Source organism: Vibrio sp. 10N.222.49.C9 (assembly GCF_041474985.1).
Lineage (GTDB): Bacteria > Pseudomonadota > Gammaproteobacteria > Enterobacterales > Vibrionaceae > Vibrio > Vibrio crassostreae_C.
This window is the reverse complement of record NZ_JBFRVD010000496.1, coordinates 1-378: the sequence shown is the minus strand read 5'-3', so window position 1 is coordinate 378 and position 378 is coordinate 1. Positions and strand designations below refer to the sequence as shown.

The 378-nt window shown below is 49.2% G+C and carries 1 pseudogene; it reads right to left on the bottom strand.

Going from position 1 to position 378, the window contains the following annotated elements:
- A pseudogene (gene glnA / locus AB4585_RS24160) lies at positions 1-378 on the bottom strand (glutamine synthetase); the annotation flags it as partial.

The following is a 378-nucleotide window of genomic DNA, read 5'->3' as shown; positions in this document are numbered from 1 at the left end:
CGCTTCTTGTAGTGAAGCTGCAACTGTTGGGATTTCAGCTGCTTCTTCTGCAGGTAGGTCGTATAGATCCTTGTCCATAGCTTCGCCTGGGTGGATCTTGTTCTTAATACCGTCAAGGCCAGCCATTAGCATTGCAGAGTATGCTAGGTACGGGTTAGCCGCTGGGTCACCAAAGCGTAGCTCGATACGGCGTGCTTTAGGACTTGGTACTACTGGGATACGGATAGAAGCAGAACGGTTACGTGCAGAGTATGCAAGCATAACTGGTGCTTCGAAACCTGGAACTAGACGCTTGTATGAGTTAGTTGCAGGGTTAGCAAATGCGTTGATTGCACGTGCGTGCTTGATTACGCCACCGATGTAGTAGATAGCTAGATC